Genomic DNA, 25,846 nt, shown 5'->3' on the forward strand with positions numbered 1-25,846 from the left:
GTGGATCTGCGGTTGAGCGAGGGAGCACAGGCTCCAGCGCGCATCTTAACGCCTGACGCCGCCTGGGTTCATCAGGCGCCGCTTCTCATCCGCTCGATGTGCGGCACGACCCATGCGCGATCGAAGCGCCCTTCGGCGATTGCCTGCAATACGGCGGCCTCCTTTTCGCCTTGCCTGCGCGCGCCGGCGATGACGGTCTCCACATCTTCAGGCGCGATGGCGAGCAAGCCGTCCTCGTCGCCCACGATGATATCGCCGGGATTGACGACCATCCTGCCGATGGTCACGGGCACGTTGATTTCGCCTGGCCCGTTCTTGTAGGGTCCGCGGTGCGTCACGCCGCGCGCATACACGGGAAAGTCGCGCTGGCGAATCGCACCGACGTCGCGGATCGCACCGTCGATCACGAGCCCCTGCACGCCGAGGCTTTCCGCGTAGCTCGACATGATGTCGCCCATCAGGGCCTGGGTCACCTCGCCCGCGCCATCGATCACGAGCACGTCGCCCGGCCGGCAGAAGTCGAAGGCGCGATGGATGGCGAGATTGTCGCCGGGACGCGTGCGCACCGTCACAGCCGTGCCCGCCATCGGCCTGGGCTTGTGGAACGCCTGCAGGCCGAGAATGCCACTCGAGCGCGCCATGTTGTCGCTCAGGAGCGACACTTGCAGTTCGCGCAACGCGGCGAGCGTCGCTGCGCTGGCCTGCGGAGCAGACTCGTATTCACGCCAGCCAATCGGATTCATTTCGCGATCCCTTCCAGTGCGGTTTGTCGTTCGATCTGCGCGGAAAGACGGCTGTACACCGCACGCGCGTTGCCTTCGTAGATGCGTTGTCGATCGGCCTCGCTGAGCCATTCGATCGCGTCGATATAGCGGCGCGTGTCGTCGTAGTAGTGGCCGGTTTCCGGGTCGATGCCCTGCACCGCGCCGATCGTCTCCGAGGCGAACAGAATGTTCTCCACCGGAATCACCCTGGCGAGCAGGTCGGAGCCTGGCTGGTGGTAAACGCAGGTATCGAAGAACACATTCTTGAGCAGGTAGTCCTTCAGGAGCGGGCGCTTCATGTCCTGCGCCAGGCCGCGATAGCGTCCCCAGTGATACGGAACCGCGCCGCCGCCATGTGGAATGACGAAGCGCAAGGTCGGGAAGTCGGCGAACAGGTTGCCCTGCAGCAACTGCATGAATACCGACGTGTCGCCGTTGAGATAATGCGCGCCCGTCGCGTGAAAGTTAGGATTGCATGACGACGAAACGTGAATCATCGCGGGCACGTCGAGTTCCACCATCGCCTCGTAAAGCGGATACCACGAGCGGTCCGTGACCGGCGGCCCCGACCAGTGCCCGCCCGAGGGGTCCGGGTTGAGGTTGCAGCCCACGAAGCCCAGTTCCTCCACGCAGCGGCGCAGCTCGGGAATGCAGTTTTCCGGCGTCACGCCCGGCGCCTGAGGCAACTGGCAAACGCCCACGAAATGCTGCGGGAACAGCGCGCACACGCGATGCACGAGATCGTTGCATTCGCTGGACCACAGCGCATTTGCCGCTGCGCCCGACAGGTGGTGACCCATGCCCGCGGCGCGCGGGGAAAAGATCGTCAGGTCCGTGCCACGCTCGCGCTGAATGCGGCGCTGGCCATTTTCGATGCTTTCGCGAATCTCGTCGTCGCTGATCGGCGGGCGCGGCGGAACCGGCGTGCCGTCCTCGAGCGCGGCGATCTGTTTAGCGCGCCAGGCTTCGTGCTGGGGCGGCGAGGTCGTGTAGTGACCGTGGCAATCAATGATCATGTAGCAATTCCATCAGGTGTACGGACGATTAAAATCAGCTTTCCGTCGCTTCGTCGTGGCCAACGAGCGCCCGGTTCGAGGTGCCGCGCTCGGTAGGCTTCACGCGCATTACGATGGCGATGAGCGTGGCGAGCACGAGGAAAGCGGCGATAGTGAGCAGCGCGAGCTTGAAGTTGCCGGTGGCGTGGCGCACGAGACCGATGCTCCACGGCCCCACCACGCCACCGAACTGCGCGATCGTATTGATGAGCGCGATCGTCGCCGCGCCCGCCGCACCGGTTCTGAACGAAGCGGCAAGACTCCAGAACAGCGGGTTGCCCGCATAGATGAAGAGGCCCGTCACGCAAAGCAGCGCATATGCAAGCAGCGGATTCGGCGCATACGCACTGCCCGCAATCGCCAGTGCGCTCATGCCGTAGACGAATGCGAGGTGGTACTTGCGGTCGCCGGTGCGGTCCGAGCTGCGGCTCACGAGGTACGTGCCCAGCACGCCCAGCAGCGGCGGCGCGGCGGAGAGGAAGCCCACTTCGATGTTGCTGAGGTGACCCAGGCTTTTCACGATCTGCGGCAGCCACAGGAACAGCCCATAGATGCCGACCAGCGCGCAGCCGAACAGACACGCGAGGCTCCAGACGCGAATGTCGCTCGCCACCTTCAGCAGCGGAAAATGACGATGGCCGCCCAATGCCTCGCGCTCCGTGGCGAGCGTGGCTTCTAGCCATTGCTTCTCTTGCGCAGAAAGCCAGTCGGCGTCGGCGGGGCGCTCGGTCATGATGCGCAGCGTGACGAGGCCGAGCAGCATCGCAGGCACGCCTTCGATAATGAACATCCACTGCCAGCCGTGCATGCCGAGCACGCCGTTCGCATAAGTCATGACGGTGGTCGAGAGCGGGCCGCCCAGCACGGCCGAGAACGACCCCGCGATGATGTACCCGCCCACGGCGCGGGCGCGGTAGCGCTCCGGAAACCAGTAGGTCAGATACACGGCGATACCCGGCAGAAAGCCCGCTTCCATCACGCCCAGCAAAAAGCGCAGCACGTAGAAGCTCGACGCGTTGAACACGAACGCCGTTGCGGCCGCAACGGCGCCCCACGTGAGCAGAATGCGTGCGATCCAGCGGCGTGCGCCCACGCGATGCAACAACAGATTGCTGGGCACTTCCAGCAGCATGTAGCCGACGAAAAAAATACTGCCCGCAAAGCCGAACACGGCCGGGTCGAAACCCATGTCCGAGTTCATGTCGAGTGCGGCGAAACCGATATTGATACGGTCCAGATAATTGAAAAACATCATGCAGAAAAGGAGCGGCACAAGCCGCTTGTAAACCTTTCGCATGGTTGCTGCTTCGTCGAAGTGACTCATGCTGTCTCCGCCTCATGGCGACGGGCGGTGCCGTCGCTGCATCGTTATCGGCCGGCAGCGGTGACCGCTGCCGGCGGCCCCCCGCGAGACAGGGCGCCTGAGTTTCGATAATAAGAAGCGGGAGGCGTCGAGTCCAAGACGCGATACTTATGCTTCTATAAGCGTGCGCTTATAGTGTGCTGGCGAGCGGCGGCGGCAGGCATTCGAGAAAGGCGCGCAGATGCGGCGAGGCGTCGTCGCTGCGGAACGTCGCGGCGAGCACGGTGCGCTGCGACGCGCCGGGGCCGGAGAGGTGGCGCGCGATGACGTCGGCGCGGCCATGCCGCGCCACCGACTCGCCCACCACGGTCACGCCCAGCCCCGCCGCCACGAGCGCAATGGCGGTCTGGATCTCATAGGCCTGGTGCGCGACGAAAGGCGTCACGCCCGCGTCGCGGTAGAGCGCCTGAACCGTGCGCTTGAACTGCGCGTTCTGATGCTTCGGGTAGAGGATCAACGGCGTATCGGCGAGTTCGTCGATGCGCACCCTCTTTCGTTTGGCGAGCGGGTGATCCGACGCCATCAACACCACGAGCCGCTCGCGCAGCAGCGGCAAGGTCGTGTAACCGGGCACGGCGAGCGGCTGCCGCCCAATGCCGATATGGATGCGCATGTCGCGCAACGCGTCGGTCTGCTCGTCGGTCAGCATTTCGAACAGCTTGAGCTCGACCTGCGGATACGCCTGATGAAACGCCTTGAGCGCGGGCGGCAGGACGCTGTACATCGACGAGCGCGTGAAGCCGACACTGAGCCAGCCGCGCCGGCCCACGCCGATCTCCAGCGCGCCGTGCGTCACCTCGGCGAGCGAACCGAGAATCTGCCGCGCTTCGGTGGCCAGGTACTGGCCCGCTTCCGTCAGGCGCAGCGGGCGGCGCGTGCGATCGATCAGTTGCGTGCCCACACGGTCCTCGAGCGCCCGTATCTGCTGGCTCAAGGCCGGCTGCGCGACGTGCAGACGCTCCGCGGCGCGGCTGAAGTTCAGTTCCTCGGCGAGTGTCACGAAACACTGCAGGCCCCGAAGCTCATTCATCTCGTCATCTCCGTATCGATTTGCCCTGCATCGTAATACAGCGAACCACCCACGAACCAGGCACGTCATTTGCTCGCGATCGAACGACGCATGCCGATCGCCATGTTGAGCGATGGCCCTCTCGGCTCTGGAGGCTCGATGAAAGGCAGGCGGGTACGGATGGCGGGCGTGGCCGTTGTCCTTCTTGCTCTCGCTGCCGCCTATGGCAGCCACGTTGCGCGTGCCTCGGAGCGAGGGCTCGCACCGGTGGCCGCGCCCTCGCCGCCGGCGGGCGACGCCGAAGCCGTCGCGCGCGGCGCGAGGCTCGCGGCCATCGGCAACTGCATGACGTGCCATACCGCGACGGGCGGTCAGCCGCTCGCGGGCGGCCTGCCGTTGCGAACGCCCTTCGGCGTGATCGACTCGACCAACATCACCCCGGACAAGGACACCGGCATCGGCGACTGGTCGCTCGACGCGTTCACGCGCGCGATGCGGCAAGGCGTGTCGCGCGACGGGCATCTGCTCTATCCCGCGTTCCCGTATCCGCACTTCACGCAGATGAGCGACGCCGATATCGCCGCGCTCTATGCGTGGCTGATGAGCCGCGCGAGCGTCAACGCGCCGGCGCCGCACAACGCGCTGATTTTTCCGTTGGGGTTCCGGCCACTCATGGCGGTATGGAACCGGCTCTATCTGCCGCCTGAGTCTGCTGCGTCCGCAACGTCTGCTGCGTCCGCTACCGCGAGGGACGCTCAGGCGCAGGAGGTCGCGCGCGGCCGCTATCTCGTCGAAAGCCTCGGTCATTGCGGCGCATGCCACACGCCGCTCAACCGTCTCGGCGCCGAGCGCCGCGACCGTGCGTTGCAGGGCGGCACCCTCGAGGGCTGGGACGCGCCTGCGCTGACCGACCTCGCGGCACGCCCAACACCCTGGACGCAAGCACAACTGACGAACTATCTGCGTACGGGCTACGCCAGCGAGCACGGCGCGGCGGCCGGCCCGATGCGTACGGTGACGCGCTCGCTCGGCGAAGCCGCTCCCGAAGACGTCGAGGCCATCGCCGCGTATTTGATGACATTGCAGTCCAACCCGAACGCCGCCGCACCGCCTGCCGCAGCCAGCGTCCATCTCTCGACCGCGCCCGCCAACGGCGCTACCCTGTTTGCCGCGGCCTGCGCGTCGTGCCATGGCGCAGGCGCGGCGATGTCGATCGACGGCCATCGTCCGTCGCTGTCGTTCTCCACTGCCGTCAACGCCGATAGCCCGCGCAACATGGTGCGCATCCTGCTCGACGGCATTGCCTGGCACGAGAGCGAGGCGGCGTCTTTCATGCCGCCGTTCGCCGGCACCTTCACGGACGCGCAGATCGCGGAGCTTGCCAACTACACGCGCGCACGCTTCACCGCGCTTAGTCCGTGGTCCGCGCTCGATGCTCAGGCGGTGGCGCGTCTTCGCAAGGAAAGCCCATCACGATGATTACGCTCAACGTAAACGGCGACAGCCATACCGTCGATGTCGATCCGTCCACGCCGCTGCTCTATGTGCTGCGCAACCAGTTGCGGCTCAATGGCGCGAAGTTCGGCTGCGGGCTCGGCCAATGCGGCGCGTGCACGGTGAGCGTGGGCGGCGAGCCGGTGTTCTCGTGCCTGCTGCCAGTCGTGGCCGTGGGCGAGCGGCCGGTGCGCACCGTCGAAGGACTCGGCAGCGCGGATCATCCGGGGCCGCTGCAACAGGCCTTTATCGACCAGCAGGCCGCGCAATGCGGCTACTGCATCGCGGGCATGATCATGCGCGCGCAAACACTTCTGGAACGCACGCCGCACGCCACCGACGACGAGATTCGCCGCTATATGCAGCCGAATCTGTGCCGCTGCGGCACGCATATGCGTATCCTCGCGGCGATCCGGCAAGTGGCGACGGGCGCGCAATCATGAGCCGCGCCCGCTCATCCCCTGCGTTCGACCCTGCCGGCCCCGACGATGCCGCGCGCCGCCGTTTCCTCGTGGGCGGCTCGCTGATGGTGAGCTTCGCCATCGTGCCCGGCATGGCCGCGCTCGCGCAAACCACCACCGAAGCCGGCACCTTCCATGCGAGCGCCCCGAAGCTGCCCGGCAGCCTCAAGACCACGCCATCGCTCGACGCGTGGATCAAGGTCGGACCCGACGGCCACGTCAGCGTGTTCACGGGCAAGGTGGAGCTGGGCACCGGCGTTCGCACGGCGCTCCTGCAACTCGCCGCCGAAGAACTCGACCTCGCGCCTCATGCGATCGAACTGATCACGGCCGATACGGCCGCCACGCCAAACGAGGGCTACACGGCAGGCAGCCACACGATGGCGGACAGCGGCACGGCCATCCTCAACGCGGCGGCCCAGGTGCGCACGTTGCTCGTCGCGAGCGCGGCGGCACAGTTGGGCGTCGATGCCGCCGCGCTCACCACGCGCGACGGCGCGATCCTCGCCGCCGACGGACGGCGCGTGACCTACGGCGAAGCGGTGCAGCACGCGAACCTGCATCAGGACGCGCAGCCCAACGCCGCGAAAAAGCCGCCCGCGCACTACGCCGTGATCGGGCACACGCTGCCGCGCGTGGATATTCCGGGCAAGGTCACGGGAGGCCAGAGCTATGTCCAGGACCTGCGACCCGCCGGAATGCTGCATGCGCGCGTCGTGAGGCCGCCTTCCTATGGCGCGCGGCTCGTTGCTGTCGATAGCGCGCGCGTGGCGGCGCTGCCTGGCGTCGTCAAGGTCGTGCGCAACGGCGATTACCTCGCCGTGGTCGCCGACGACGAATGGCTCGCCATCGTCGCCATGCGCGAACTCGCGCTTGCGGCGCAGTGGCAGCCCGGCCCTCCGCTGCCCGATCCGGCCAGCATTCACGCGTTTCTCATGAGCCTGCCCGCACAGGAAATCGTGGTGGCGGACCAGGGCGCGCCCGCAAGCCCGACGGCGGCGACGTTGAAAGCCCGCTATTCGAAGCCTTATTTGACGCATGGGTCGATCGGGCCGTCGTGCGCGATCGCGCAACTCGACGGCGGCGTCATGACGGTCTGGACACACACGCAAGGCGTCTACCCGCTGCGCGCCGGCATTGCCGAAATGCTCGGCATGCCGCGCGAGAAGGTGCGCTGCGTGCACGTGGAAGGTTCGGGCTGCTACGGACACAACGGTGCGGACGACGCCGCCGGAGACGCCGCGCTCATCGCCCGCGATCTGCCCGGCCACCCGGTGCGCGTGCAGTTCATGCGCGAGCAGGAACACCTGTGGGAGCCGTTCGGTCCCGCGATGACCGTGGATGCGAGCGCATCGCTCGACGCCGGCGGATCGATCGTCGCCTGGCAATACGAACTATGGAGCAATACCCATAACAACCGCATCGAGAACGCGGGCCGGCTGTTGCCCGCGCAGCTGCTCGCGCGACCCTTCACGCCCGCGCCGCCCAAGCCGATTCCCATGCCGGAGGGCGGCGGCGACCGCAACAGCATTCCGCTCTACCGCGTGCCGAGCCTGCACGTGCAGCATCACTTCCTGCCCGATATGCCGATACGCGTTTCGGCCATGCGCTCGCTCGGCGCGCATATGAACGTGTTCGCCATCGAGAGCTTTATCGACGAGCTTGCGAGTGCCGCGCACGCGGACCCCGTCGCGTTCCGTCTCAAGCATCTCGACGATCCACGCGCGCAAGCCGTCATTCATGCCGTGGCCGATCGATTCGGCTGGGGTGCGCATGCCGCGCGTGCGACGCACCCGGACGTGCACGCGTCCGGCTCCGGTTTTGCATTCGCCCAATACAAGAACCTGATGGCCTACCTTGCCATTGCCATGGACGTGACCGTCATGCGCGATACCGGCGAGGTGCGTATCGAGCGCGTGGTCGCTGCCATCGATTGCGGCCAGATCGTGAATCCGGATGGCGTGCGCAACCAGGTCGAAGGCGGCATTTTGCAGTCCACGAGCTGGACGCTCTTCGAAGAAACGCATTTCGACCGCGAACGTATTACGAGTTTCGACTGGAGCACTTACCCGATCATGCGCTTCGCGTCGGTGCCGGGACGCGTGGAGGTATTGTTGATCGATCGCCCCGGCCTGCCGTTCCTCGGCGTGGGCGAAGCCGCGCAGGGACCGGCCGCCGCGGCGCTCGCAAACGCGATTGCCGACGCGACCGGTGTGAGAATCCGCGACGTGCCGCTACTCGGGGCAAAGTCGCGGAATGCGCTCAAGGCGTAGTGAAACCGCCGCTTGTTTCGCTAGTGCTTTTTAGGCGGCAGAGGCTGGTCGAGGCCGGGCTCGACCGGGGTGGGCACCGCGTCGCCTAGCGGCCTGGAAATATCGTTCTGCGGCGCTCGCTCTGACTCCTTAGGGCTCTCGGTCGCCTCCTCCGTTGGTAAATCACGTGTTTTTGGCGGCAACGGCTGATCGAGACCCGGCTCGGTCGGCGCGGGCACAGCGTCCCCAATTGGCTTGGGCAGATCCGTGCCGCGCGGTTCCGGCGCATCTTCGGGCTGTTCGGACTCGTCGGACTGGTTGCTCATCGTTACGACCTCCCTTTGCGATGGATATCGCACACCAGAACACGCAGGGAACGTGCCAGCGGACGATGGGCCAACTTCAGTAGAATGAGGGACACTCCGCGCCGAATCCGGCGGCCGACGAAGAATCACGCCCGGAAAATCCTGGAACACGCCTGATGCCGCACGCCCTCGATCGCCGCACCGCCGTTGCATTCCTTGTGGCCGCAACGTTCTTCATGGAGAACCTCGACGCCACGGTCATCACCACCTCGCTGCCCATCATCGCGCGCGACTTTCACACGGCGCCGGCGTACCTCTCGATCGGCGTCTCCGCGTACCTCGTCGCGCTGACCATGTTCATCCCCGTGAGCGGCTGGTTCGCCGAGCGCTTCGGCGCGCGGCGCGTGTTCGCCACGGCCATCACCGTGTTCAGCGTGGCCTCGCTGCTGTGCGCGCTGAGTTCGGGCCTGTTCGCCTTCACCGCCGCACGCGTGCTGCAGGGCCTCGGCGGCGCGATGATGGTGCCGGTGGGCCGGCTCGTCGTGCTGCGCGACACGCCGAAGCACGAGATCGTGCGCGCCATTGCCATCCTGACCTGGCCCGCGCTGGTCGCACCGATTCTCGGGCCGCCGCTCGGCGGCTGGATCAGCACGCACTGGAGCTGGCACTGGATCTTCCTGCTCAACCTGCCGCTCGGCGTGGCCGCGCTCGTGGCCGCCCTGCTGCTCCTGCGCGACGAGCACACGCAACCCCGCCGCTTCGATACCTTCGGCTTCGTGCTGAGCGGCCTCGGCTTCGCATTCGTCATGAGCGGCATCGAGATGGCGAGCCGCTCCGACGTCACCGCGCCCGTGTCGATCGGCACGTGCGTGGCGGGCGTCGCGCTATTGGCGGCGGCCGTCGTGCATTTGCGGCGCGTGCCGCATCCGCTGTTCGATCTCGCGCCCGTGAAGATCAACACCTTTCGCGTGACCGTGTTCGGCGGCTCGTTGTTTCGCACGGCCATCGGCACCGCGCCGTTTCTGCTGCCGCTCATGTTCCAGGTCGCGTTCGGGTGGAGCGCCGTGGCATCGGGCGCGCTGCTGCTGTGGCTGTTCGCCGGCAATCTGTGCATGAAGCCGGGCACCACGTGGGTCATGAACCGCTTCGGCTTTCGCACCGTGCTGATCGGCAACGGCACGCTGGTGGCGCTCGGCTTCGCGGGCTTCACGCTGCTCGGGGCGGATACGCCGCGTGTCGTCGTGGCGGCGTTGCTGTTTTTCAGCGGCCTCGTGCGCTCGATGCAGTTCACCGCGCTGAACACCATTGGTTTCGCCGACGTGCCCCAGGCGCAGATGCGCGACGCGACGACACTGTTCTCCGTGCTGCAGCAAATGAACGCCGGCATGGGGATCGCCGTGGGCGCGCTGGCGCTTTCGGTTGCCGAGGCGCTGCGCGGCACACACGCCGGGACGGCTGGCGCCGCCGACTTCCATCTCGCGTTCTGGTTCATCACGGCGCTCGCGGCGCTGGGCGTGGTCGACAGCGTGCTGCTGCCGCGCAGCGCGGGCGCGCATATTCTCGCGCGACGCCAGCGCGCCTCCAATTCCTGACCCCGTTCTTCGTTCAACACGATGCTTACCGTTGCGCTTCTCGTCTTCCCGGGCGTCCAGGCACTCGACGTGTTCGGGCCCACCGACGTCTTCTCGGAGGCCAATCGCCTGCTGCCGCCCGAGGCGCAATACCAGCTCGAGCTGATCGCAACGGAACGCGATACCGTGCGCTGTTCCAGCGGTGTGCGGATCGGCGCGGACCGGTACTTCGACGAAGCAAATGGCCATTACGATCTGCTGCTCGTTGCGGGCGGCCCGTCGCTCGTGGAGCAGCCGCTTGCCGATGCCGCGCACGCATGGCTGCGCGAAGCCAGCGCGCGCGCCCGGCGCTTCGGTTCCATCTGCAACGGCGCACTGACGCTGGGGCGCGCGGGATTGCTCGACGCGCGCACCGTGACGACGCACTGGAACGACGCGGCCGCGCTCGCCGCGATGTGTCCGACCGCGAACGTCGAATTCGACCGGATCTTCATTCAGGACGGCAATCTCTATACTTCGGCGGGCGTGACGGCGGGAATCGATCTTTCGCTGTATCTGCTGGCTCAGGATCACGGCCCGGAAATCGCGCTGAACGTGGCGCGACGGCTCGTGGTGTTCGTGCAGCGCGCGGGCGGCCAGTCGCAGTTCAGCCCGTATCTCACACCCTACGCGGAGGCGACGTCGCCCATTGCCCAGGTGCAGCAGTACGTGCTCGGGCATCTGAATGAAGATCTGGGCGTGGAAGTGCTCGCCGACGTTGCCAGGATGAGCAAGCGAAACTTCGCGAGAATCTTCGTGCGCGACACCAACGTGACGCCCGCCGAATTCGTCGAGAGCGCGCGCATCGACGCGGCGCGCGTGATGCTGGAAAACAGTACGGCGCCGTTGAAAACGGTGGCCTTTCGATGCGGCATGCGCGACGCCGACCATTTGCGTGTGGCCTTCAGGCGCAAGCTGGGCACCACGCCGCAGCAATATCGCGCGCACTTCGGCGCTGTGACGGCCAGGGCCAAACGCACCGCAAAAGCGGATTCGTAGCAGCGCCTTTGCGCCTACGCCCCCGCGCGCACCTCGCGCCGCACCGCCTGCGGCGGCACGCCAAAGCCGCGCACGAACGCCTCGCGCATATGCCGCCGGTCGCGAAAGCCGGTCTCGCGTGCGATGACATCGAGCGGATGCGTGCTCTGCTCGATCATGAGCCGCGCCGCCTCCAGGCGCAGGCCCTCCACGGCGCGCGCGGGCGACTGCCCCGTTTCCGCCGTGAACACGCGGCTGAACTGGCGCGGGCTCAGGTGCACGGCCTCGGCAAGCTGCTCCACCGTGAGCGCGCTACTCAGGTTGCGGCGCGCGTAGTCGAGCGCGTTCTGAATGCGGTCCGATTTCGGCGCGAGCGCGAGCATTTCGGAATGCTGCGACTGGCCGCCCGAACGACGCTGATGCATGACGAGCTTGTGCGCAACCGAGCGCGCCACTTCCGCGCCGAGGTCGCGTTCGACCATGGCGAGCGCGAGATCGAGCCCCGCCGTCATGCCCGCCGAAGTCCAGACCGGCCCGTCGACGATATAGATGCGGTCGTCTTCCACACGCACTTCAGGAAAGCGCTGCTGTAGATCGCGCGCGTAGTACCAGTGCATGGTGGCGCGGCGGCCGTCGAGCAGGCCCGCCTCGGCCAGCACGAAACCACCCGTGCAGACGCCCGCCACCCGCCGCGCCCGGCCGCTCGCGCGGCGCAGGAACGCCAGCACCGCGGGCGCGGCGTCCACCGTACGCGGGTCGTTCACGCCCGCCACGATCCAGGTGTCCACGCGGCTGCGCGCGGGCGCGGGTGTGCGCAGCGTGTCCACGCTCATGCCGAACGACGAACGAACCGCGCCACCCTCCACCGAATAGTTCTCGATCGCGTAGAACGGCGAGCCGGCCACCATGTTCGCGTATTCGAAAACGCTTTGGGTCGCGAGCGCCATGACCTGGAATTCGTCGCTCAAAAGGTAGCCGATGCGGTGCATGTCCTACTCCCGTCGCTGGATGTCCTGAATAACGACCTTATACGTCATTTGCGCCACGGTCAATCGCGGCCAGAATGTACTCACAGCAGCGCCACTTGCACGTTACCTAACCACTCGCGCCGCTACGCAAAGGAGCTTGATCATGAACCAGCAAACCCATCGCGGCACCGCGCTCGTCACCGGCGCATCCTCCGGCATCGGCGCCGTGTACGCCGCGGAACTCGCGCGCCAGGGCTACGACCTCGTGCTCGTCGCGCGCAATCGCGAGCGGCTCGCCGCGCTCGCCGGGCGCATCACGAGCGAAACCCGGCGCGACGTGGAAGTGCTCGCCGCCGATCTCAACGACCGTGACGATCTCGCCGCCGTGGAAGCGCGTCTGCGCGACGACGCCAGCCTAACGCTGCTCGTGAACAACGCGGGTATCGGCACGCACACGCCGCTCGTGGAGAGCGACGTCGATTACATGACGCGCATGATCGAGCTGAACGTCACCGCGCTCACGCGGCTCACGTATGCGGCCGTGCCGGGTTTCGTCGCGCGCGGCCAGGGCGCGATCATCAACATCGCCTCCATCGTGAGCATCGCGCCCGAGATCCTCAACGGCGTGTATGGCGGCACCAAGGCCTTCGTGCTCGCGTTCAGCCAGTCGCTGCATCACGAACTGGCGGCCAAGGGCATCCGCGTGCAGGCGGTGCTGCCCGGCGCCACGGCCACGGAGTTCTGGGAGACGGGCGGCCTGCCGCTCGAACATCTCGACAGCGCGATCGTGATGTCCGCCCAGGACATGGTGAGCGCCGCCCTCACCGGCTTCGAGCGCGGCGAAACCGTGACGATTCCTTCGCTGCACGACGTGGAGCAATGGAACGTGTTCGAGACGGCTCGTCGCGCGATGTCGACGCAACTGTCGAGCAACACGCCCGCGCCGCGCTATCGCATCGCGCAGTGACGCTCTGGTTCGATCCGGTGGATTGAGTGAGGCGGGGGCTCGCCCCCGCAGCCTACACTTCCCGCTTGCTACGCCCATATAGCAGCAACATGGCCGCGATCACCACGCCGTAGATGATCTGGCGTCCCGCCTCCGGCATCTGCGCGACCGAGAGAATGGACTGCAGCAGCGTGATGAGGATCGCGCCGGCGACAGTGCCGAGGTACGAGCCGCGGCCGCCCAGAATGGAGGTGCCGCCCAGCACCACCGCCGCGATCGCGGGCAGCAGGTAGGCGTCGCCCATCGACTGCGCGGCCTTCGACGCATAGCCCGCGAGCAGCACGCCGCCGAACGCGGCGAAGGCGCTGCACACGGCGAACGCGGCGACCGTCACGAGCCGCGTATCGATGCCGGAAAGATACGCCGCGCGCTCGGTGTTGCCGATCGCGTACAGCGTGCGGCCGAAGGTCGTACGCGAGAGCAGGAATATCGTCGCGGCCCCGATCACCACCCACAGCGCTACGGCATTCGGCACGCCCGGCACGAGCCAGCCCGCGGCGAGCCAGCGCATGACGTGCGGCGCGGAATCCTGCGGCGACGATCCGCCCGTATAGACGATCATGATGCCCTGCGCGACCGCATTGGTCGCGAGCGTCGCGATCATCGAAGGAATGCGCAGGAGTGCGACGAGAATGCCGTTGACGATGCCGATCAGCATGCCGCAGCCAATGCCGACCGGAATCGCGAGAATCTCCCCGAGTTCGCCATGCCCGGCGACAGCGCACGCCATCATCGCACCCACCGTGATCGTCCACGGCAACGAGAGGTCGATGTGGCCGAGCAGAATCACCATCATCAGCCCAGTCGCGATGATGCCGAGAAACGCGCCGACCTTCAGCTGCAGCAGGATATATTCCGGCGACGTGAAGTTGCGCGAATACATCCCGCCGACGAGCAGCAGCGCAACGATGCACCCGAACGAGATCAGGATCGGCTTGTCGATCCTGCGCGTGAGCCTCGACACGAAGGTGGTCCGGGTGCTTGCAGAAACGCCGCTCATTGGAACCACTCCAGACGGTTGCGCACGCTGAACAACCCGCATGCGCCAATCGCGACGGCGAGCAGGAGAATCACGCCCTGGAATAGCGGCTGCCAGAGCGCGTCGACGTTGAACACGAACAGCAGGTCGCCGATGGAGCGGAATGCGAACGCGCCGAAGATCGCGCCGATCGCGCTGCCCTTGCCGCCGAGCAGCGACACGCCGCCGATCACCACGGCGGCAATCGAGAAGAGTGTGTACGAGTTCGCGCTGCCAAGGCTCGCTTCGCCGGTGTCGGTGAAGAAGGTCAGAAACAGACCGCCTATTGCGGCGAGCAGGCCCGCCAGCGTATAACTCGCGAACTTCGCGCGGCGGATCGGCATGCCGGAGAGGAAGGCCGCGGGTTCGGAGGAACCCGTCGCATACGCCGCGCGGCCCACCGCCGAGCGTTTGAAAGGAATCCAGACGATCGCCACGGTCGCGATCAGAATCAGCAGACTCGCCGGCACGATGCCCGCGACCTTGCCGGTCAGGGCGTCGGCAAGATCCTCGTTGATCGTCCCGCCGGGCACGGGGCGCAGCAGCAGCGCCAGCCCGTAAAACACGGCGCCGGTCGCAATCGTCGTCACGATCGGCTGCAGACGGCCGAAAATGATGATCACGCCGTTGAGCGCGCCGCACAACGCGCCCGCCGCGAGCACGCCGACGATGCCCAGCGCGCTGTGCAGCGCGTCGCCCGTGACGATCCACGAGCCGATGCAATTCGTCAGCACGAGCATCATGCCGATGGAGAGGTCGATGCCGGCCGTGAGCACGACGAGCGCCTGCCCCATCGACACCAGTGCGAGCAGCACCGCCTTGTTCGCCGCGGTCTGAAACACGTTCGCCGATAGACTCGACGGATAGTTGACGAGGTAAATCGCGAACATCAGCACGAACAGGCCGAACGCGAACGCCATACCACGATTTTCCGCATACCAGTAACGCAGCCCGCTCATGGCGCGACTCCCGAGGAAGGCGAAACCTGCGCAACCTGTCCGATTTGTCCAACCGGCAGGTCCAGTGCGCTGGCGATCAGATTCTGTTCGGTGATCGCCGGCCCGACGAGTTCCTTCTTGATCCTGCCTTCGTACAGCACGAGCACGCGGTCGCAGCAGCCGATCAACTCGTCATAGTCGGTCGAATAGAAAAGGATCGCGGCGCCTTCGTCGGCCAGGCGCCTGAGCAGCTGATAAAGCTCCTGTTTGGTGCCCACGTCGATGCCGCGCGTCGGGTCGCTGAGCAGCAAAATTCTCGGCTTGCGGATCAGCCACTTCGCGATCACCACCTTCTGCTGGTTGCCGCCCGACAGCGAGCCCACGGGCGCGTCGACGCCGTGCGACTTGATCGCGAGGAGTTCGATCATCCGGTCAACGAAGGACTGCTGGCGATTGCGATCGATCACGCCTGCGCTCGACATGCGATCGAGCGCGGCAAACGAGAGGTTCTCGCGCACCGACATCGGCAGCATCAGGCCTTCGGTCTTGCGGTCCTCCGGTATCAGCGCCATGCCGATTCCCTTTGCGCGCGCGGCAACGGGGCTGCCGATCGTCACCGCCTTGCCGTCGATCTCGATCTTGCCCGCGCAGCCGCGCAGCACGCCGAACAGCGCGAGCAGCAGTTCGCGCTGCCCCTGGCCGTCGAGACCGCCCAGCCCGAGAATTTCACCGGGCTTCAGCGAAAAGCTGATGCCCCGCAGCGTGTCGCTCCACGCGAGATCATGACAGGCGAGAACGGGTTGGCGCTCGGCCTTTTCTGCGGGCTTGTCGGGGAAGACATGCTGGTACTTCCGCCCGATCATCATTTCGACGACCTCAGTATCCGAGCGCGCGCCCGCCTCGAAGCTCATCACATGACGGCCATTGCGATACACCGTGCATTCGTCCGCGAGTGCCTTGACCTCGTGCATCCGGTGCGAAATGAAGAGCAATGCGAGCCCCTCTTCGCGCAGGCGCTTGAGCACCTCGATCACGCGCGCCACGTCGGCGGCGGTCAGCGCCGAGGTGGCCTCGTCGAGAATCAGGATGCGCGGTTCGTGCGCGAGCCCCTTGGCCAGCTCGACCATCTGCTGGCGCGACAGCGGCAGGTCGCGCACTTTCGCGAGTGGATTGATGTCGGCCGCGCCCGCGCGGGCCAGCGCTTCCTCGGCCTGGCGGCGCTGGGCCCGGCGGTCGATCATGCCGAAGCGGCGCGGCGGGTTCGAAGCGAAGATGTTGTCGGCCACGCTCAGGTCGGGGATCAGCGACAACTCCTGATACACGCAGACAATGCCGGCCGCGTTCGCCTCGGCGGGCGAGGCGAACGAGACTTCACGGCCGTCGAGGTGCATCACGCCCTCGTCCGGCTGCACCACGCCGGACATCACCTTCAGCAGCGTCGATTTGCCCGCCCCGTTCTCGCCGAGGATCGCGTGAATGCGGCCCTTTCGCACCGCGAGTTCCGCGTGATCCAGCGCGACGGCGCCGCCGTAGCTCTTCGACACTCCAGACATCTGAAAGAACGGCTGCCCTGCACCCTGCTGCATGCTTCGCCTCCCGTCACGTCACGCGGCAATCACGCGGTCACTGGTTGCCCTGGCTCTGCTTCATGATTGCCTGAGCGGAGAAGTTGATGCCGCAAGTGGGAAACGAGTTGCCCACGAAGAAGTTGTCCGACTCGTTCGGGAAATAGTTGGTGCCCGCCTTCAGCATCGAATCGTCGGTGACGTCCAGCGGCAGCTTGATCGCCACGGGAATGGTCTGTCCATCGAGCGCCGCGAGCGCCGTCTTGATCGCCACGGCCACCTGCGCGGGACCGGTGCCCGCCGACGTGCACTTCAGACCTTGGGCGCCGTACTGCGCGCAGAACTTGCGAAAGCCGTTCTCCGTCTCGCCGCCGAACGGCACGAACGGATGTTTCGCATCGATCATCGCGCGCACTACCCCCGTGTCGCCGCCCTGCGCCGAAATGCCGTCGAAATGGCCCTGCACGGCGATGGCGTCGGCGGTGGCCTTCTGCGCGACCGCGTCATCCCACTTGCCGTAGACCTGCACGACGTTCCACTTCTTGCCGGTCTCGTCGAGGGTCTTCGTGAAGCCGTTGTGGCGGTCCGTGTCGACCGAGGTGCCGGCCACGCCGCGGACTTCCAGCACCTTGCCGCCGTTGGGCACATGAGTCGCGAGCCACTTGGCCCACAGCACGCCAAGCCCGTACTGGTCGACGTCCACGTTGATCGCGTCTTCGCTGTCGAGCGTATTGTCGAACGCGACCAGCACGACGCCGGCTTTCTTCGCGCGGCGGATCGCGGGTCCGAACGAGGCGGGATTCTGCGCGTCGACGATGATCGCGTCGTAGCCGGCGTCGATGAAGTTGTTGACGGCCGAGATCTGCGCGGGCACGTCCTCGCCCGTCGAGACGACCTTGAATTCCTTGAGCTTGGCGGCGACGGCCGGTTCCGCCGTATAGGCCTTGGCCGTCTTGATCATCTGGATACGCCAGGTGTTCGCGATATAGCCGTTCACGAGCGCGATGCGGTACGGCCCGCTCTTCTTCGGATACTTGATGAATTTCGTGTCGGCCTTCCAGGGGACCATGCAGGTGGGGTCGCTGGACGGACCGGAAACGATCGATGCCTGCGCGAATGCCGCGCTCGCGCACAAGGCCATTGCCGCGGTCGCCGCCGCTCGAAGCACGTGGATTCCTGAAAGCATGTTGTCTCCTTTTTGTCGGATAGAACTTACTGAAAGCCGGCGCAACGGGCTCGTCGGGAATGGCCGACACCGTGTGCGTGACGCAGGGAATCTTGCTGGATGTGCTGCAGCGGGACTGGACCGGACGCGCCGGACCAGCGGAATGACCTCTTCAAAGGCGTCCCCTCGAAGCAAAACGACGGGCATGCGTGAACGCCTCCCCGTCTGACAGTACTGGCATACCAATCGGCGCGCGATAGTGGTTTACCACTGGCCCCGGCGCAGACCCCGCGCGGGCTGAAATCGGGCGGAAACCCACGCCGCCTCGACGCTTGGCGGCGCGGCAACTGGTGTACCATTCTGGCGAACTTCAGCCGCCTCCCGGCGGCTTCGACGCTTTCGAGAATCCTGGATGGCCGATCTTTCGCATACGCCAACCGGTCGCGCCGCCGATGCGGACGCAACCGACCGCTCCTACGTCGGCCTCGCGAAACAGATCTACGACCTGATCGCGGCAGGCGACATTGGGCGCGCGCCGGGCGCGCCTCGCACGCGCCTGCCCTCCGAGCGCACGCTCGCCGAGCGTTTCGGCGTGAGCCGCACGCAGGTCAGAGAGGCGATCATCGCGCTCGAAGTGCAAGGCGTGGTCGAGGTGCGCGTGGGGTCGGGCATCTATGTGGCCGACGCGCAGGACGCGCGCGCCGTCGCGTTCGAACTGCCGCGCGGGCCGGGCCCGATCGAGACGCTGCGCGCGCGCGAAGTGATCGAGAGCGGGATCGCGGCGCTCGCCGCGACCGAACGCAAGGATTCGGACCTCGACCGCCTCTTCGCCGCGTTGCGCACGATGCGCGAAAACATGGACGACAAGGCCGCGAACGAGGCCGCCGACCGCGAGTTCCATCTGGCGATCGCGGGTGCAACTGGAAACGACATGCTGCGGCAGGTGGTGAGCGCGATGTGGGACAACTCACGCGCCGACCCGTTGTGGAAAAAGATCGAGGAGCACTTCCATACGCCCGCGTTGCGCGCGGCTTCGCAGGAAGACCATCAGCGCATTTTTTCGGCCATCATGGCGCGCGACGCGGATGCCGCGCGTGCGGCGATGCAGGCGCATCTCGCCCGCGTGATCGGCGAGTTCACCCAGGCCTGGCGTTAGCCCCTCATGCCGCCGCAGGCAGCGCGCTTTCCTCGTACGCAGCCGCCGGCGGCGTGACGGGCAGCGGCGCCGGCGGCGTGTCCGCCGTCTCGCTCACGCGGAACGTCGCCACGGCATCGGCCATCTGGCTCGCCTGCTGCTCGAGCGACTCGGCGGCAGCCGCCGCCTGTTCCACGAGCGCCGCGTTCTGCTGCGTGACCTGATCCATCTGGCTCACAGCGGTCTCGACCTGCTCGATGCCGGCGCTCTGCTCCACGGTGGCCGAGGCGATCTCTTTCATGAGGCCCGACACCTTGTCCACCGAAGCGACGATCTCGGCCATCGTCGCACCCGCCTCGCCCACGAGCGAGCGGCCGTTGCGCACGTCGTGCACCGAGGCGTCGATCAGCGACTTGATCTCGCGCGCCGCGGCGGCGCTGCGCTGCGCGAGCATGCGCACCTCGCCCGCGACGACGGCGAAGCCGCGCCCCTGCTCGCCCGCGCGCGCGGCCTCGACCGATGCGTTGAGCGCAAGGATATTGGTCTGAAACGCAATGCCGTCGATGATGCCCGTGATGTCCGCGATCTTGCCCGAGCTGCGGCTGATCTCCGCCATCGTGTCGATCACCTGCTCGACCACGCGTCCGCCGCGCTGCGCGACATCGGCCGCCCCCGTGGCGAGCGCGCTCGCGGCGTTCGCATGCTGCGCGTTCTGACGCACGCTCGACGTGAGCTGCTCCATGCTCGACGCCGTCTGCTCGAGCGACGCAGACTGCTGTTCCGTTCGGCTCGACAGATCGAGATTGCCGGCCGCGATTTCGCGTGCGCCCGTGTTGATCGCATCGCAGCTCGATCGCACGCTGCGCACCGTGTGGCTCAGGCCGCCCTGCATGCGCCGCATTGCGCCGAGCAACTGGCCGATTTCGTTGCGCCCGCCGCCTTCGATGTGGACCGAGAGATCGTTCGCGGCGATCTGGTTGAGCACTTCCACCGCCTCTTTGAGCGGCGCCGTCACGAGGCGCCGCAGCGCCAAATGCGTCGCAACGACGAGCGCCAGCGCACCCAGCAAACCCACCGCCACCATCGCCATCACCCAGTCGTGCTCGCGCCCGGACTGCTCGAGCGTCGCGCGCGAGACGGCATCGGCATTCGCGCGCAGTGCAGCCACGCTCGCAGAGAACTGCGTATTGGCATTGGCGACATCCCCGGCGGCCAGCGTGGCATAGGTTGCCGTGTCGCCCGATTCGAGCGCTGTGGCCGCGCGCTGCAGCGACTGCGCGAGCGCGCTCCACGCGCCGAGCAAGGCATCGCGCTGCTGGGCCGCATCAAGGTCGAACGGTGCGCTCTCGCGCAGCGCGGCGCTGTGCTTCGAGGCCTGCTCGAAGAGATCGCGTGCTTCCTGCCGCGCCCGCTGTTGCGCTTCGGCGGCGCCATTCTCCTTGCTGGCTTGATAAGCGCGCGCCAGCGCCGTTTGCGCAAGCGCCGCGTCCTCGCGCAAGGCGAGCGCGAGCGCGTCCTGTCGCGCAACTTCGTGGATGTAACGCGCCGAGTCGTCGGCGCGGCCGATCATCAGGACACCTACCGCGGCACCCACCACCAGCATCGCCGCAAACGTGCAAAGCACGAGCAGCAGCCCTTTTCGAATCGTCAGATTACGCATTGCCTTAGTTCCGCTTCAGGGCCTCAACGTGGTGGGGACAGCATCGCTGCCCAGCCGGGCCAGCAGCATGTTCGCCTGTTCGATCAGCGTGGCGCGGTATTCGCCGGGCAACAGCACGTCGTCGGCCACGGCCATCGCTTCGCCGAGTTGCGCGCGAAACGCGAGGATCGTGCGTTCGATCTGCGGCGCGGAGAGTTGCGGCAGCACCGCCTCGACGAACTTCGTCATCACCACCACACTCGCGCCGAAGCGCGAGATGGCCTTGCCATGCGCGCTCACTAGCGCGGTCATCGAGTTCAACAGCATCTCGTCACTGGTGCTCACGGAATTCTCCAGATACGTCGGCTAAAGGGGAAAAGAAAAGGCCGTCTTCAGCCAGCCACGCACGCTTCGAGCGCGCGCGGCATCAACCCGGCCGGCGCGGGACGCGCAAGCAGGAAACCTTGTGCGCGGTCGCAGCCGATCTCGCGCAGGAACTCGAGTTGCCGCGGCGTCTCGACGCCCTCGGCCACTACCGTGACACCAAGCGTGCGCGCCATCGCGACGATCGCGCGCACGATCGAGCGGTCTCGCGCCGCGCTTTTCTTCACACGCGGCGACGTTCCCGGCCCCGGCCCGGCCATGTCCGCGAGGAACGAGCGGTCCACCTTGAGCGTGTCGACCGGTAAGGACTGCAGATACTTGAACGATGAATAGCCCGTGCCGAAGTCGTCGATCGCGAGGCTGATGCCGCGCGCGGCGAGCTCCTGCAGCAACGCTTCGATGCCGCCCCGGCCCGAGGTCATCGCCATGCTCTCCACGAGTTCGAGCTGCAGCCGCGTGGCTGGCAGGCCCGTTTCGCTGAGTACGGTCGTGAGCTGATGCAGAAAGCCGTCGTGCAGACATTGCCGCGCCGAAAGATTCACGCTGATGCGCCCGAAATCGAAGCCCTCGTCCAGCCACTCGCGCGCCTGCCGGCAGGCCTCGCGCAACACCCACGCGCCGAGCGGAACGATCAATGAGGATTCCTCGGCAATCGGGATGAACTGGTCGGGCGGCACGAGGCCGCGGCGCGGGTGCTGCCAGCGCACGAGCGCCTCGATATTGACGAGCGCCCCGCTCGCCACATCGAATTCGGGCTGATAGTGGAGCACCAGCTCGCCCGCCTCGAGCGCATGGTGCAGCTCGCTTTCGAGCACGATGCGCTCCATGGCCGACGATGTCATCGGCGTGGCGAAGAAGCGGAAATTGTTCTTGCCCGCGTCCTTGGCCTCGTACATCGCGCGGTCGGCCTGCATGAGCAGTTGCCGCGGATCGTGCGCGTCGTCCGGATACATGCTGATGCCGATGCTCGGCGTGACGAACAGCAGCTGCTCGCCGATGTGCATCGCGGCGCCCACGCGCGCGAGCAGCCCCTGGGCGATCTGCCCGACGTGGCGAATGTCTTCGATATCCTCGATCAGCAGCGTGAACTCGTCGCCGCCGAGACGCGCCACCGTATCGGTCTCGCGCACCGCGTCGCGCAGGCGCGTGGCGATCACGGTGAGCGCCTCGTCGCCCACGCCGTGGCCCATGGTGTCGTTGATGAGCTTGAAGCGGTCGAGGTCGAGGAACATCACCGCGACGCGCTTGCCCGAGCGGCGCGCGCGCGCGAGCGAGAGCGTGAGGCGCTCGGTGAAGAGCGTGCGATTGGGCAGGCCGGTCAGGGCGTCGTGCGTCGCGAGGTAGCTCAGGCGCTCCTCGGTCTCGCGGCGCTGCGTGATGTCCGCGAAGATCGCGGCGTAATGCGTGCAGCGGCCGCTCGGGTCGCAGATGCTGGAAATCGTCAGGTATTCCAGGTAAAGCGCGCCGTCCTTGCGGCGGTTCCAGACTTCGCCCTTCCAGTGGCCGTTTTGCTGCAGGCTGCGCCAGAGCGCGCTGTAGAACCCCGGGCCCTGGCGCCCCGAGTTGAGCAGGCTCGCATTGCGCCCTAGCGCCTCGTGCTCCGTATAGCCCGTGAGCCGCGTAAAAGCGGGATTCACGCGTTCGATGGTGCCGTCGAGGTCGGTGATCATCACGCCATCGAGCGTCGACTCCACCACCTGGTCGGCGAGACGCAGATTCGCGCGCGAGGCGAGCAGCGCGTCGTCGCGCTCGCGCAGCGCCAGCTGCAGCTCGCGTACGAAGCTGTCTTCGATGTCGTGCAGGATATGCGAGAGGTCGAGCAGGCCCGCGAGAGTCCCATCTTCGCCGATCACCCCCACGTGGCGCATGCGGTGCTCGAGGAGATACTGACGCGCCGCGTAAAGGCTTTGCGAATGCGCGAGCGAGCGCAGCGGCCGGCTCGCGCGCGCGCCGGCCGTGCCGTCGAGCGCACCGTCGGCAGCGAGGCGCACCACGTCGCGCTCGGTCACGATGCCGAAGTCGCCTTCGGGATAGCTCACGACGAGCGCGCTCAGACGCCGCGCACGCATGCGCTGCATGGCCTCGTGCATGGACATGCGCGCGTCGACCACGAGCGGCATTGCCGCATTGACCGAGCCGACCGTCTTCAGCCGCAGAAAGCACTCGAGCCCCTGGTTCATGACCAGGTCGGTTTGCGTGACGATGCCGAGCGAGCGGCCCGCCTGATCGACCACGAGACAATGGCGGATGCCTTCGCGCTTGAAGCGCAGGGCGGCGTCGCGCAGACGCGTGCTCGCAGGCAGCGCGCGCACCGGATGGCTCATTGCATGGCGGATGGGCAGCGCAAGCGCGGCGGCGTCTTCGCCCAGCGCGAGCGCGTCGTGCTCGGTCCAGATGCCGACGGGCCGCCCCATTTCGGTGATCACGATGGCGCTATAGCGCCGCTCGCTCATCATGCGCGCCGCTTCGCGGATCGGCACGTCGGGCCCGCAGGCAAGCGGCGGCCCTGAAAGTAGCTGCCCGATTTCCAGGTCCAGCGTGTGGTGTTGCATGTTGCGTCCCGAACCGCACGGCGATGTCTTTATGAGATAGCGGGAAACTAACAGCGGGCAGGAGGCCTTCAATTGACGAAAATCAAGGTTTTGACCGCCCGAGACGACGCAAACGTTTGCGTATCGACTAACCGGAATAACAGGGCGGCATCGTCTGTCGCACGCCCGCGACAAACTTGATGCGCATAAAGATTTATACACAAAATTACAGAATCCAGTTTACTGGATTCTTAAATCCATTAAACTGGACGACATGGATATTCACACCAATATCGCCCGCCGCCTGCGCGAATTGCGCGACGCCAAAGGCTGGTCGCTCGAAGCGCTGGCCGAGCGCAGTTCGGTGAGCCGCTCGAACATCTCGCTCATCGAACGCGGGCAAAGCAGCCCCACGGCCGTCGTGCTCGACAAGCTCGCGACGGCGCTCGGCGTCGCGCTCGCGTCGCTCTTCGAGGCGCCGGGCGACGATGCGCGGCAGGCCCCTTCCCCGCACGCCGCGGCCCGCGATCAAGCGGTCTGGACCGATCCCGAGTCGGGCTACGTGCGGCGCAATCTCTCGCCGCCCGCATGGTCGCCGATCCAGCTCGTGGAAGTGCACTTTCCGCCCGGCCAGCGCGTGGCCTACGACACGAGCCTGCGCGACGCGGAGATTCATCAACAGGTTTGGGTGATGGAAGGCGCGATGGAGATGACGGTGGGCGAGCGCGTGTGGCGGCTCGAAACCGGCGACTGCCTCGCGATGCGCCTCGACTGCCCCATCGTCTATCGCAATCCCGCGAACGAGCCGGCGCGCTATGTCGTCGCGCTCTGCAGGACCACTAACTGACCGGGTTCACATTCCTATGCGCGAAACCATCAAGGTACGCCGCCTCACCGCCGAACAGGCGCAAGCCTGCGCGAGCGCGCTTGCGGACGTACTCATCGACTGCGTGGAGGGCGGCGCCTCGGTGAGCTTCATGCTGCCGATCGCGCGCGAGACGGCGCTCGCGTTCTGGCACGGCGTGGCGCGAGACGTGGCGCGAGGCGAACGCATCCTGCTCGCGGCCGAAGACGCGCAGCAGCGCCTTGTGGGCACGGCGCAGCTCGTGACGGGGCAACCGGAAAACCAGCCGCATCGCGCCGATGTCGCCAAGGTGCTGGTGCACCGCGCCGCGCGCGGACAAGGTGTGGGGCTGCGCCTCATGCTCGCGATCGACGAGGCGGCAACGCAGGCCGGAAAATCGGTGCTCGTGCTCGACACCGTAACGGGCGGCGCGGCCGAGCGCCTCTATGCGCGCGCGGGATGGGAGCGTGTGGGCGCCGTGCCGAATTACGCGCTGATGCCGGACGGCGCAGTTTGCGGCACCACGTTCTATCACAAGCAACTGCTGAGCCGCTAAGCCGGCGGGCTGCTCAAGCGCCTCGTTCGAGCATATTGCTGATGGAGAGCGCGAGGCCATCGGGATTGTCGTAAGCCATCATATGCTCGGTGTCGGCAACGAGTTCGACGCTGCAGCCGGCGTGCTCGAATTGGGTAATTTCGTCACTCGCAGCCGTATCCGGAAGAATCACCCCTTTTTTTGCATTCAGCCTGGCGAGATCATCGAGCCAGTTTTGCGCGTTATCGTCCAGCGCGGATCTTGCCCATTGGTAAATGGCATGAGGCGATGCGACGGAAAACGGGCCCAGCCAGGCGTCGTTGCCGCCGGCGGCTTTCAACTGCGCCAGAAGCTGCGAATACCCTTCGGCGACGAATTGCGCTTCGGTCATCGACGTGATTTCCGACAACATCGCATTGCCGTAGTCGTTCAGACCGGGCGCACATAAAATCACGCTAGCCAGCTCGGTCGGCAAGCATTTAGCGAGCTTCAGCGCGACGAACGCGCCAGCGCTATGGCCGAAGAGATTCACCCGCGTGAAGCGCTCGCTCGCGACAAGGTTTGAGAGGACATTTGCCTGGTCATCCGAAGTATATGTCCCGTCCTCCGGTTTGTCGCTGAACCCCGCCCCCATGAGATCGATGAGGAGCGACCGGCATTTTGAGTATGAATTCGAGCCCACTACCGATGGGTAATCACTGCTGGACGCACAACCCAAACCATGAACCAACAGGAGCGGTTCGGAAGCGTTCGTGCCGGAATATAAATCCAGGTAGCGAAGAACGTTCCCTCTGTCATCTGTCGCGAATGCATTCATACTCTCGTCC

The 25,846-nt window shown here is 66.3% G+C and carries 23 protein-coding genes; 9 read left to right on the forward strand and 14 right to left on the reverse strand.

Annotated elements, in window-relative coordinates:
- Positions 1-71 precede the first annotated feature (71 nt).
- The 4 genes from A3CW_RS0103310 to A3CW_RS0103325 all read right to left on the reverse strand — a co-directional run bounded on the left by A3CW_RS0103310 (position 72) and on the right by A3CW_RS0103325 (position 4,212).
- Positions 72-743, reverse strand: a complete 672-nt coding sequence (locus tag A3CW_RS0103310; RefSeq protein WP_028202299.1) for an RraA family protein — start codon at positions 741-743, stop codon at positions 72-74.
- A complete protein-coding gene (locus tag A3CW_RS0103315; protein ID WP_028202300.1) occupies positions 740-1,780 on the reverse strand; it encodes an amidohydrolase family protein in 1,041 nt (346 codons plus the stop codon). Before A3CW_RS0103315 ends, A3CW_RS0103310 begins: the two co-directional genes overlap by 4 nt.
- 34 nt (positions 1,781-1,814) lie before the next feature.
- Positions 1,815-3,143 (reverse strand): MFS transporter, encoded by a 1,329-nt coding sequence (locus A3CW_RS0103320; protein WP_028202301.1) that lies wholly within the window; start codon positions 3,141-3,143, stop codon positions 1,815-1,817.
- 169 nt (positions 3,144-3,312) lie between these two features.
- Positions 3,313-4,212 carry a LysR family transcriptional regulator gene (locus A3CW_RS0103325; protein ID WP_028202302.1) on the reverse strand — a complete coding sequence of 300 codons (900 nt, stop codon included), beginning with the start codon at positions 4,210-4,212 and terminating at the stop codon, positions 3,313-3,315.
- A gap of 138 nt (positions 4,213-4,350) precedes the next feature.
- Between A3CW_RS0103325 and A3CW_RS0103330 the strand changes: the two genes are divergently transcribed.
- The 3 genes from A3CW_RS0103330 to A3CW_RS0103340 are packed head-to-tail and all read left to right on the forward strand — an operon-like array spanning position 4,351 to position 8,419.
- Entirely contained in the window at positions 4,351-5,670 is a 1,320-nt protein-coding gene (locus A3CW_RS0103330) for a cytochrome c (protein WP_028202303.1), read from the forward strand.
- Positions 5,667-6,128 (forward strand): (2Fe-2S)-binding protein, encoded by a 462-nt coding sequence (locus A3CW_RS0103335; protein WP_028202304.1) that lies wholly within the window; start codon positions 5,667-5,669, stop codon positions 6,126-6,128. Before A3CW_RS0103330 ends, A3CW_RS0103335 begins: the two co-directional genes overlap by 4 nt.
- The gene (locus A3CW_RS0103340; protein ID WP_028202305.1) at positions 6,125-8,419 is read left to right on the forward strand and encodes a xanthine dehydrogenase family protein molybdopterin-binding subunit; all 2,295 of its coding nucleotides are present in this window, start codon (positions 6,125-6,127) and stop codon (positions 8,417-8,419) included. The genes A3CW_RS0103335 and A3CW_RS0103340 overlap by 4 nt, the downstream gene beginning before the upstream one ends.
- A 20-nt stretch (positions 8,420-8,439) precedes the next feature.
- Here A3CW_RS0103340 and A3CW_RS45065 read toward each other — a convergent pair whose 3' ends face one another.
- Complete coding sequence (locus A3CW_RS45065; protein ID WP_035512248.1) at positions 8,440-8,724, reverse strand: hypothetical protein; 285 nt, start codon at positions 8,722-8,724, stop codon at positions 8,440-8,442.
- A gap of 155 nt (positions 8,725-8,879) precedes the next feature.
- Here A3CW_RS45065 and A3CW_RS0103350 point away from each other — a divergent pair, with 155 nt between their 5' ends.
- The gene (locus tag A3CW_RS0103350) at positions 8,880-10,295 is read left to right on the forward strand and encodes an MFS transporter (RefSeq protein WP_028202306.1); all 1,416 of its coding nucleotides are present in this window, start codon (positions 8,880-8,882) and stop codon (positions 10,293-10,295) included.
- Positions 10,296-10,316: 21 nt separating this feature from the next.
- Positions 10,317-11,312, forward strand: a complete 996-nt coding sequence (locus A3CW_RS45070; RefSeq protein ID WP_051481195.1) for a GlxA family transcriptional regulator — start codon at positions 10,317-10,319, stop codon at positions 11,310-11,312.
- 14 nt (positions 11,313-11,326) lie between these two features.
- Here the strand turns inward: A3CW_RS45070 and A3CW_RS0103360 are convergent, their stop codons facing one another.
- The gene (locus A3CW_RS0103360) at positions 11,327-12,280 is read right to left on the reverse strand and encodes a GlxA family transcriptional regulator (protein ID WP_028202307.1); all 954 of its coding nucleotides are present in this window, start codon (positions 12,278-12,280) and stop codon (positions 11,327-11,329) included.
- Between the two features lie 142 nt (positions 12,281-12,422).
- Here A3CW_RS0103360 and A3CW_RS0103365 point away from each other — a divergent pair, with 142 nt between their 5' ends.
- Entirely contained in the window at positions 12,423-13,226 is an 804-nt protein-coding gene (locus A3CW_RS0103365) for an SDR family NAD(P)-dependent oxidoreductase (RefSeq protein WP_035512250.1), read from the forward strand.
- Between the two features lie 52 nt (positions 13,227-13,278).
- Here A3CW_RS0103365 and A3CW_RS0103370 read toward each other — a convergent pair whose 3' ends face one another.
- The 4 genes from A3CW_RS0103370 to A3CW_RS0103385 are packed head-to-tail and all read right to left on the reverse strand — an operon-like array spanning position 13,279 to position 17,972.
- Positions 13,279-14,265, reverse strand: coding sequence for an ABC transporter permease (locus A3CW_RS0103370; protein ID WP_028202309.1), 987 nt, complete (start codon positions 14,263-14,265; stop codon positions 13,279-13,281).
- Positions 14,262-15,242: an ABC transporter permease gene (locus A3CW_RS0103375; protein WP_028202310.1), complete on the reverse strand. Its 981-nt coding sequence runs from the start codon at positions 15,240-15,242 to the stop codon at positions 14,262-14,264. Before A3CW_RS0103375 ends, A3CW_RS0103370 begins: the two co-directional genes overlap by 4 nt.
- On the reverse strand, positions 15,239-16,807 hold the full coding sequence (locus A3CW_RS0103380) for a sugar ABC transporter ATP-binding protein (protein ID WP_028202311.1): 1,569 nt from the start codon (positions 16,805-16,807) through the stop codon (positions 15,239-15,241). The genes A3CW_RS0103375 and A3CW_RS0103380 overlap by 4 nt, the downstream gene beginning before the upstream one ends.
- A 37-nt stretch (positions 16,808-16,844) precedes the next feature.
- A complete protein-coding gene (locus A3CW_RS0103385) occupies positions 16,845-17,972 on the reverse strand; it encodes a sugar ABC transporter substrate-binding protein (RefSeq protein ID WP_028202312.1) in 1,128 nt (375 codons plus the stop codon).
- Positions 17,973-18,363: 391 nt separating this feature from the next.
- Between A3CW_RS0103385 and A3CW_RS0103390 the strand changes: the two genes are divergently transcribed.
- The gene (locus A3CW_RS0103390) at positions 18,364-19,107 is read left to right on the forward strand and encodes a FadR/GntR family transcriptional regulator (RefSeq protein ID WP_028202313.1); all 744 of its coding nucleotides are present in this window, start codon (positions 18,364-18,366) and stop codon (positions 19,105-19,107) included.
- Between the two features lie 4 nt (positions 19,108-19,111).
- Here the strand turns inward: A3CW_RS0103390 and A3CW_RS45075 are convergent, their stop codons facing one another.
- The 3 genes from A3CW_RS45075 to A3CW_RS0103405 are packed head-to-tail and all read right to left on the reverse strand — an operon-like array spanning position 19,112 to position 23,661.
- Positions 19,112-20,746 (reverse strand): methyl-accepting chemotaxis protein, encoded by a 1,635-nt coding sequence (locus A3CW_RS45075; RefSeq protein ID WP_063750795.1) that lies wholly within the window; start codon positions 20,744-20,746, stop codon positions 19,112-19,114.
- A gap of 15 nt (positions 20,747-20,761) precedes the next feature.
- Positions 20,762-21,070, reverse strand: a complete 309-nt coding sequence (locus tag A3CW_RS0103400) for a hypothetical protein (protein ID WP_154677843.1) — start codon at positions 21,068-21,070, stop codon at positions 20,762-20,764.
- 47 nt (positions 21,071-21,117) lie between these two features.
- Complete coding sequence (locus A3CW_RS0103405; RefSeq protein WP_028202315.1) at positions 21,118-23,661, reverse strand: EAL domain-containing protein; 2,544 nt, start codon at positions 23,659-23,661, stop codon at positions 21,118-21,120.
- Positions 23,662-23,914: 253 nt separating this feature from the next.
- Between A3CW_RS0103405 and A3CW_RS0103410 the strand changes: the two genes are divergently transcribed.
- Positions 23,915-24,487, forward strand: coding sequence for a helix-turn-helix domain-containing protein (locus tag A3CW_RS0103410; RefSeq protein WP_028202316.1), 573 nt, complete (start codon positions 23,915-23,917; stop codon positions 24,485-24,487).
- Between the two features lie 16 nt (positions 24,488-24,503).
- On the forward strand, positions 24,504-25,040 hold the full coding sequence (locus A3CW_RS0103415; protein ID WP_028202317.1) for a GNAT family N-acetyltransferase: 537 nt from the start codon (positions 24,504-24,506) through the stop codon (positions 25,038-25,040).
- Positions 25,041-25,053: 13 nt separating this feature from the next.
- Here the strand turns inward: A3CW_RS0103415 and A3CW_RS45080 are convergent, their stop codons facing one another.
- The gene (locus A3CW_RS45080) at positions 25,054-25,836 is read right to left on the reverse strand and encodes an alpha/beta fold hydrolase (RefSeq protein ID WP_081771505.1); all 783 of its coding nucleotides are present in this window, start codon (positions 25,834-25,836) and stop codon (positions 25,054-25,056) included.
- Positions 25,837-25,846 lie beyond the last annotated feature (10 nt).

This window comes from Paraburkholderia nodosa DSM 21604, assembly GCF_000519185.1.
Classification (GTDB): Bacteria; Pseudomonadota; Gammaproteobacteria; order Burkholderiales; family Burkholderiaceae; genus Paraburkholderia; species Paraburkholderia nodosa.

Coding starts and splice junctions, on each gene's coding strand:
- A3CW_RS0103310 (WP_028202299.1), bottom strand. CDS start 743: ATGAATCCGATTGGCTGGCGTGAATACGAGTCTGCTCCGCAGGCCAGC.
- A3CW_RS0103315 (WP_028202300.1), bottom strand. CDS start 1,780: ATGATCATTGATTGCCACGGTCACTACACGACCTCGCCGCCCCAGCAC.
- A3CW_RS0103320 (WP_028202301.1), bottom strand. CDS start 3,143: ATGAGTCACTTCGACGAAGCAGCAACCATGCGAAAGGTTTACAAGCGG.
- A3CW_RS0103325 (WP_028202302.1), bottom strand. CDS start 4,212: ATGAATGAGCTTCGGGGCCTGCAGTGTTTCGTGACACTCGCCGAGGAA.
- A3CW_RS0103330 (WP_028202303.1), top strand. CDS start 4,351: ATGAAAGGCAGGCGGGTACGGATGGCGGGCGTGGCCGTTGTCCTTCTT.
- A3CW_RS0103335 (WP_028202304.1), top strand. CDS start 5,667: ATGATTACGCTCAACGTAAACGGCGACAGCCATACCGTCGATGTCGAT.
- A3CW_RS0103340 (WP_028202305.1), top strand. CDS start 6,125: ATGAGCCGCGCCCGCTCATCCCCTGCGTTCGACCCTGCCGGCCCCGAC.
- A3CW_RS45065 (WP_035512248.1), bottom strand. CDS start 8,724: ATGAGCAACCAGTCCGACGAGTCCGAACAGCCCGAAGATGCGCCGGAA.
- A3CW_RS0103350 (WP_028202306.1), top strand. CDS start 8,880: ATGCCGCACGCCCTCGATCGCCGCACCGCCGTTGCATTCCTTGTGGCC.
- A3CW_RS45070 (WP_051481195.1), top strand. CDS start 10,317: ATGCTTACCGTTGCGCTTCTCGTCTTCCCGGGCGTCCAGGCACTCGAC.
- A3CW_RS0103360 (WP_028202307.1), bottom strand. CDS start 12,280: ATGCACCGCATCGGCTACCTTTTGAGCGACGAATTCCAGGTCATGGCG.
- A3CW_RS0103365 (WP_035512250.1), top strand. CDS start 12,423: ATGAACCAGCAAACCCATCGCGGCACCGCGCTCGTCACCGGCGCATCC.
- A3CW_RS0103370 (WP_028202309.1), bottom strand. CDS start 14,265: ATGAGCGGCGTTTCTGCAAGCACCCGGACCACCTTCGTGTCGAGGCTC.
- A3CW_RS0103375 (WP_028202310.1), bottom strand. CDS start 15,242: ATGAGCGGGCTGCGTTACTGGTATGCGGAAAATCGTGGTATGGCGTTC.
- A3CW_RS0103380 (WP_028202311.1), bottom strand. CDS start 16,807: ATGCAGCAGGGTGCAGGGCAGCCGTTCTTTCAGATGTCTGGAGTGTCG.
- A3CW_RS0103385 (WP_028202312.1), bottom strand. CDS start 17,972: ATGCTTTCAGGAATCCACGTGCTTCGAGCGGCGGCGACCGCGGCAATG.
- A3CW_RS0103390 (WP_028202313.1), top strand. CDS start 18,364: ATGGCCGATCTTTCGCATACGCCAACCGGTCGCGCCGCCGATGCGGAC.
- A3CW_RS45075 (WP_063750795.1), bottom strand. CDS start 20,746: ATGCGTAATCTGACGATTCGAAAAGGGCTGCTGCTCGTGCTTTGCACG.
- A3CW_RS0103405 (WP_028202315.1), bottom strand. CDS start 23,661: ATGCAACACCACACGCTGGACCTGGAAATCGGGCAGCTACTTTCAGGG.
- A3CW_RS0103410 (WP_028202316.1), top strand. CDS start 23,915: ATGGATATTCACACCAATATCGCCCGCCGCCTGCGCGAATTGCGCGAC.
- A3CW_RS0103415 (WP_028202317.1), top strand. CDS start 24,504: ATGCGCGAAACCATCAAGGTACGCCGCCTCACCGCCGAACAGGCGCAA.
- A3CW_RS45080 (WP_081771505.1), bottom strand. CDS start 25,836: ATGAATGCATTCGCGACAGATGACAGAGGGAACGTTCTTCGCTACCTG.